5 protein-coding genes are annotated in these 6,616 nt (G+C 69.0%); all 5 read left to right on the top strand.

What is annotated here, in order from left to right; genetic code table 11:
- A partial coding sequence (locus BFF77_RS16150) for a M14 family metallopeptidase (protein ID WP_066949719.1) occupies positions 1-2,819 on the top strand: 2,819 nt, incomplete at its 5' end.
- Positions 2,820-3,000: 181 nt separating this feature from the next.
- The gene (gap, locus tag BFF77_RS16145; RefSeq protein ID WP_066949717.1) at positions 3,001-4,005 is read left to right on the top strand and encodes a type I glyceraldehyde-3-phosphate dehydrogenase; all 1,005 of its coding nucleotides are present in this window, start codon (positions 3,001-3,003) and stop codon (positions 4,003-4,005) included.
- 140 nt (positions 4,006-4,145) lie between these two features.
- Entirely contained in the window at positions 4,146-5,357 is a 1,212-nt protein-coding gene (locus BFF77_RS16140; RefSeq protein ID WP_066949714.1) for a phosphoglycerate kinase, read from the top strand.
- A 7-nt stretch (positions 5,358-5,364) separates the two neighbouring features.
- Positions 5,365-6,141: a triose-phosphate isomerase gene (tpiA, locus tag BFF77_RS16135; protein WP_066949711.1), complete on the top strand. Its 777-nt coding sequence runs from the start codon at positions 5,365-5,367 to the stop codon at positions 6,139-6,141.
- A 213-nt stretch (positions 6,142-6,354) separates the two neighbouring features.
- Entirely contained in the window at positions 6,355-6,585 is a 231-nt protein-coding gene (secG, locus tag BFF77_RS16130; protein ID WP_046495616.1) for a preprotein translocase subunit SecG, read from the top strand.
- Positions 6,586-6,616 lie beyond the last annotated feature (31 nt).

Raw genomic sequence — 6,616 nt, 5'->3', positions numbered from 1 at the left:
TGGCCCGGCGTCAGGAGCAGGTACCCCTGCTCCTGTCGGCGGGCCAGGACGCCCATGAACTCACCGAACGGGCCCCCGAGAAGGGGACCGCCAAGGTCGAGCTGTTCCTCACCGACGGTCAGGCGCGCGCCCTGGAGAAGCAGGGCGTCGAGGTCGCCGAGCGCAAGGTTCCCGCGAAGGCGGCGGCCCGGACCCGCGCGGCGGACGAGGGAGTCTTCCGCCCGTACAGCGGTGAGGGCAACCTCCAGGAGGAGATCGTCGAGACCGGGCAGGCCAATCCCGGTATCACCAAGGTCGTCTCCATCGGCAAGACCGTGCTGGGACAGGACATCCTCGCCCTCAAGGTCAGCAAGGGCGCGCGCACGGCCAAGGACGGATCCAAGCCGTCCGTGCTCTACATGTCGAACCAGCACGCGCGGGAGTGGATCACTCCCGAGATGACGCGCCGGCTGATGCACCACTACATCGACAACTACGGCAAGAACCCCCGAATAACGAAGATCGTCGACTCCACCGAGCTGTGGTTCGTCCTCTCCGCCAACCCGGACGGCTACGACTACACCTTCAGCTCCGACAGCGCCCGCCTCTGGCGCAAGAACCTCCGTGACGTCGACGGCAACGGACAGATCACCTCGGGCGACGGCGTCGACCTGAACCGCAACTTCGCCTACAAGTGGGGCTACGACGACGAGGGTTCGTCCCCGCAGCCCGCGAACGAGACGTACCGCGGCACCGGCCCCAACTCCGAGCCCGAGACCCAGGCGATCGACCGCTTCGAGCGGCGCATCGACTTCGACTACGGCATCAACTACCACTCCGCCGCCGAACTGCTCCTCTACGGCGTGGGCTGGCAGGTCGCGACCCCGACCCCCGACGACGTGCTCTACAAGGCGCTCGCGGGCACCCCGGAGAACTCCGCCATCCCCGGCTACTACCCGCAGGTCTCCTCCGAGCTGTACACCACCAACGGTGAGGCCGACGGCCACGCGGCGAACGTCAACGGAACGATGATGTTCACCCCGGAGATGACGACCTGCCAGACCGCGTCCGGATACGACCCGGACGACGCGTGGGAGGCACGGGACTGCCAGTCCGGCTTCAACTTCCCCGACGACGAGAACCTGATCGAGGAGGAGTTCGCCAAGAACGTCCCCTTCGCGCTCTCCGTCGCCGAGACGGCGGCCCACCCCGACCAGCCCTCCTCGTCGGTCGGCCTGACCGCCCCCGACTTCACGCTCGACCCCTTCACCACCTCGTACGCGCGCGGCGCCGACCAGGAGGTCTCCGTCACCGCGCGCTCGTCGCTGCGGAAGATGGAGCTCAACTACCGCGTCGACGGCGGCCGTACCGAGCAGGAGAGGATCAGGGCCTGGAAGGGCGGCGAGACCTACGGCGGGGAGGACAACCTCCACTTCGACCAGTACCGCGCCAAGGTCGAGGGCGCCGGTCCGGGTGACAGCGTCGAGGTCTGGTTCACCGGACGGACGGAGGACGGAAAGGCCACCTCCAGCGAGCACTTCACCTACACCGTGGCCGAAGTCCCCCGCGCCGACACGCTCGTGATCGCCGAGGAGGGCACGCCCGCCCAGCAGGCCCAGACCTACGTCGACGCCCTGCGCGCCAACGGCCGTACCGCCGTCGTCTGGGACGTCGCCACCCAGGGCGCGCCGCACCCGCTGGGTGTTCTCAGCCACTTCTCCACGGCCGTCCACTACACGGGCGCCGTGGCCCCCGGCGGTCCGACCCAGCTCGCCGTGCGCGACTTCCTCAACGAGGGCGGCAAGCTCATCGAGGCCGGAGAGCTGGCCGGCGGCAACGCCCAGGTCGGGCGGGCCCAGACCAATGACTTCAGCCAGTACTACCTGGGCGCCTACGGGCGCGCGTCCAACGCCCGCGCCGCCGGGTTCGCCGGCGCGGGAGTCCTCTCGGGAGCGGCCGGAGCACTCGGCGCGGCGCCCGGCAACCCGCTGAACGCGGCGGGCAGCTACACCGTCACCTCCGACACCCTGGACCCGGAGACCTTCCCGCAGTTCGCGAGCGCGCAGGCGGGCGTGTACACCGGGACCCCGAACCCGTACGCCCCTTACGAGGGCCAGTGGATGGCCGCCGCCACCCACCAGGACAACGACTGGCGCCGGCTCACCCGGACCGTCGACCTCACCGGGGTCGACGCGGCCGACAAGCCGGAGCTGCGCCTCGCGCTCAACTGGAACACCGAGCCGGGGTACGACCACGCGGTCCTGGAGGCCCACACCGCCGGTGCCGACGACTGGACCACCCTCCCCGAGGCCGGCGGCGCGACCAGCACCACCGTGCCCGCCGAGTGCGAGGCCGGGTTCTTCCTCCAGGGCCACCCGTTCCTCGGCCGCTATCTGACCCTCGGCAACGAGGCCTGCACCGCGACCGGCACCAGCGGTGCCTGGAACAGCTTCACCGGCAGTTCGAACGGCTGGCAGCAGGTGGTCTTCGACCTGAGCGCCTACGCGGGCAAGAAGGCCGAGCTGTCGCTCAGCTACATCACCGACCCCGGCAGCGGCGGGCGCGGACTCTTCGCCGACAACGCGCGGCTCGCCGTGGGCGGCGTGGAGCAGGCGTCCGAGGGCTTCGAGACCTCGCTGGGGGCCTGGACCACTCCGGGCGCGCCGGAGGGAAGCCCCGCGGTGGAGGGGGACTGGGCGCGTGCCCAGGAGCTCTTCAAGTCGTACGCGGCGGTCACCACGCGTGACACCGTGCTGCTCGGATTCGGTCTGGAGCACGTGCGGGACACGGGGGAGCGCGCGACGCTCCTCGGCAAGGCGCTGAGCGCCCTGCGGGACTGATCCCCGCCCGCACGCACGCGGCGGCCCGTACCCGTACCGACGGGTACGGGCCGCCGTCGGCTCACGGGGCCACTCGATGTCACCACGTGGGCCGGGGAGAGGTAGGGTCATAAGCGGTCGGGGACATCCCATACAACTCGCCGGCGTCGAAACCCGGCGTACCTAACGAGGAGATCGGTTCGTGACGATCCGCGTAGGCATCAACGGCTTTGGCCGCATCGGTCGTAACTACTTCCGCGCGCTGCTGGAGCAGGGTGCAGACATCGAGATCGTGGCTGTCAACGACCTGGGTGACACTGCGACCACGGCGCACCTTCTGAAGTACGACACCATCCTGGGCCGTCTGAAGGCCGAGGTGACCCACACCGCCGACACGATCACCGTCGACGGCCACACGATCAAGGTGCTCTCCGAGCGCAACCCGGCCGACATCCCCTGGGGTGAGCTGGGTGTCGACATCGTCATCGAGTCGACCGGTATCTTCACCAAGAAGGACGACGCCGCCAAGCACATCGCGGGCGGCGCCAAGAAGGTCCTCATCTCGGCTCCGGCCAAGGACGAGGACATCACCATCGTGATGGGCGTCAACCACGACAAGTACGACGCGGCCAGTCACCACATCATCTCCAACGCCTCCTGCACCACCAACTGTGTGGCGCCGATGGCCAAGGTCCTCCTGGAGAACTTCGGCATCGTCAAGGGCATGATGACGACGGTCCACGCGTACACGAACGACCAGCGCATCCTGGACTTCCCGCACAAGGACCTGCGCCGCGCCCGCGCCGCCGCGGAGAACATCATTCCGACCACCACCGGTGCCGCCAAGGCCACCGCCCTGGTGATCCCGGAGCTGGCGGGCAAGCTCGACGGCATCGCGATGCGCGTCCCGGTCCCGACGGGCTCCGTCACCGACCTGGTCATCGAGCTGGAGCGCGAGGTGACCAAGGACGAGGTGAACACCGCGTTCCAGAAGGCCGCCGAGGGCCAGCTCAAGGGCATCCTGGACTACACCGAGGACGCGATCGTCTCCTCGGACATCGTCAACTGGCCCGCCTCCTGCACCTTCGACTCCTCCCTGACCATGGTCCAGGGCAAGAACGTCAAGGTCATCGGCTGGTACGACAACGAGTGGGGCTACTCCAACCGTCTTGTCGACCTGACCGTCTTCGTCGGCGGCCAGCTCTGACACGGCGCCCGTGCGTTCAGGGCCGCTGAGTTCAGGGCCGGTAGGCATCTCGATATGAGCGACAGGGCTCGGTCGGCGCATCCGCTGCGCCGTTCGAGCCCTGTTGGCCTGTCCAGACATCCCAAGGAGTCCAGCAGCAGATGAAGACGATCGACGAACTTCTCGCCGAAGGGGTCGGCGGCAAGCGCGTATTCGTCCGTGCCGACCTCAATGTGCCGCTCGACGGCACCACCATCACCGACGACGGCCGGATCCGGGCCGTACTGCCGACGGTCGCCCGGCTCGCCGAGGCCGGCGCCCGGGTCGTCGTCGCCTCCCATCTGGGCCGCCCCAAGGGCGCCCCGGAACCCGCCTTCTCCCTCGCTCCCGCCGCCGCGCGCCTCGGTGAACTCCTCGGCGCCGATGTGGCGTTCGCGACCGACACCGTCGGCGACTCCGCCCGGGCCGTCGTCGCGGGCCTGGCCGACGGCCGGGTCGCCGTCATCGAGAATCTGCGCTTCAACCCGGGCGAGACCTCCAAGGACGACGCCGAGCGCGGCGCCTTCGCCGACCAGCTCGCCGCACTGGCCGATCTCTATGTGGGCGACGGCTTCGGCGCGGTGCACCGCAAGCACGCCTCGGTCGTCGACCTGCCGGCCCGCCTGCCGCACGCCGCGGGGGGGCTGATCGCCACCGAGGTCGCCGTGCTCAAGAAGCTCACGGAGGACGTACGGCGGCCCTACGCCGTCGTGCTCGGCGGCGCCAAGGTCTCCGACAAGCTCGGTGTCATCGACCATCTCCTGGAGAAGGCCGACCGCATCCTGATCGGCGGCGGCATGCTCTTCACGTTCCTGAGGGCGCAGGGCCACGAGATCGGCTCCTCGCTCGTCCAGGAGGACCAGATCCCGGCCGTCCAGGAGTATCTGAAGCGGGCCGACGAGCGCGGCGTGGAGTTCGTGCTCCCCGTGGACGTCCTGGTCGCGCCGGAGTTCCCGGACCTGAGGACCAAGGCGCCCGCGCACCCCGACACGGTGGCCGCCGACGCCATCCCGGCCGGGAAGATGGGCCTGGACATCGGCCCCGGGACCGGCCGGCTGTACGCCTCGAAGCTCCTCGACGCCGGGACCGTCTTCTGGAACGGTCCCATGGGCGTCTTCGAGCACCCCGACTACGCCGAGGGCACCAGGGCCGTCGCCCAGGCGCTCGTCGACTCCCCGGGCTTCTCCGTCGTCGGCGGTGGCGACTCCGCCGCCGCGGTCCGGATCCTGGGCTTCGACGAGAACGCATTCGGCCATATTTCGACCGGTGGCGGCGCCAGCCTCGAATATCTCGAGGGCAAGACGCTTCCCGGCCTCGCCGCACTGGAGGACTGATCCCCGCATGAGCACCCGTACCCCGCTGATGGCGGGCAACTGGAAGATGAACCTCAACCATCTCGAGGCCATCGCCCATGTCCAGAAGCTCGCCTTCGCACTGGCGGACAAGGACTACGACGCCGTCGAGGTCGCCGTGCTGGCGCCCTTCACCGATCTGCGGTCCGTGCAGACCCTGGTCGACGGCGACAAGCTCAAGATCAAGTACGGCGCCCAGGACATCTCGGCGCACGACTCCGGTGCCTACACCGGCGAGATCTCGGGCCCGATGCTGGCCAAGCTGAAGTGCACCTATGTCGCCGTCGGTCACTCGGAGCGCCGGCAGTACCACGCCGAGACGGACGAGATCTGCAACGCCAAGGTCAAGGCCGCGTTCAAGCACGGGCTGACCCCGATCCTCTGTGTGGGGGAGGGCCTGGACATCCGCAAGGCCGGTGACCAGGTCTCCTACACGCTCGCCCAGCTCGACGGCGGTCTCAAGGACATCCCGGCCGAGCAGGCCGAGTCCGTGGTGATCGCGTACGAGCCGGTGTGGGCCATCGGTACCGGCGAGGTCGCCACTCCCGAGGACGCCCAGGAGGTCTGCGGAGCGATCCGCGGACGGCTGGCCGAGCTGTACTCGCAGGAGCTGGCCGACCAGGTCCGGATCCAGTACGGCGGCTCGGTGAAGTCCGGGAACGTCGCCGCGATCATGACGCAGCCCGATGTGGACGGCGCCCTGGTGGGCGGCGCGGCTCTGGACGCCGACGAGTTCGTCAAGATCGTCCGGTTCCGGGACCAGTAGGGACCGGCAGGCACAGGGTTCCGGAACCGCTGCGCACGGGTTCCGGGACCGGTAAGTATGCGGCGGCACGGATCCGTCGTACCCTTGCGGGGGCCGGTTCGGGACGGTTGAACATCTCCCGGCGGGTCCCCGCAGTCCGTATCGGAACCATCGGGTCTGACTCCCAGATCCCGCCGGCTCCGCCCGTCCGAGGAAGTTGGTCCAGCCGTGGTAATGGGGTTCTCGATCGCCCTCATCGTCTTCAGCCTGCTGATGATGCTGCTCGTGCTGATGCACAAGGGGAAGGGCGGCGGCCTCTCCGACATGTTCGGTGGCGGAATGCAGTCGTCCGTCGGTGGTTCCTCCGTCGCCGAGCGTAACCTCGACCGCATCACCGTGGTTGTCGGTCTGCTGTGGTTCGCGTGCATTGTCGTTCTTGGTCTGCTGCTGAAGCTGGACAGCTAGACACACGTACGGTACGGCGTCGCGGGCGCGG

Source organism: Streptomyces lushanensis, from assembly GCF_001700515.1.
Classification (GTDB): Bacteria; Actinomycetota; Actinomycetes; order Streptomycetales; family Streptomycetaceae; genus Streptomyces; species Streptomyces lushanensis.
Note: the sequence above shows the minus strand (reverse complement) of the source record. Positions and strands in the feature narration are given on the sequence as shown.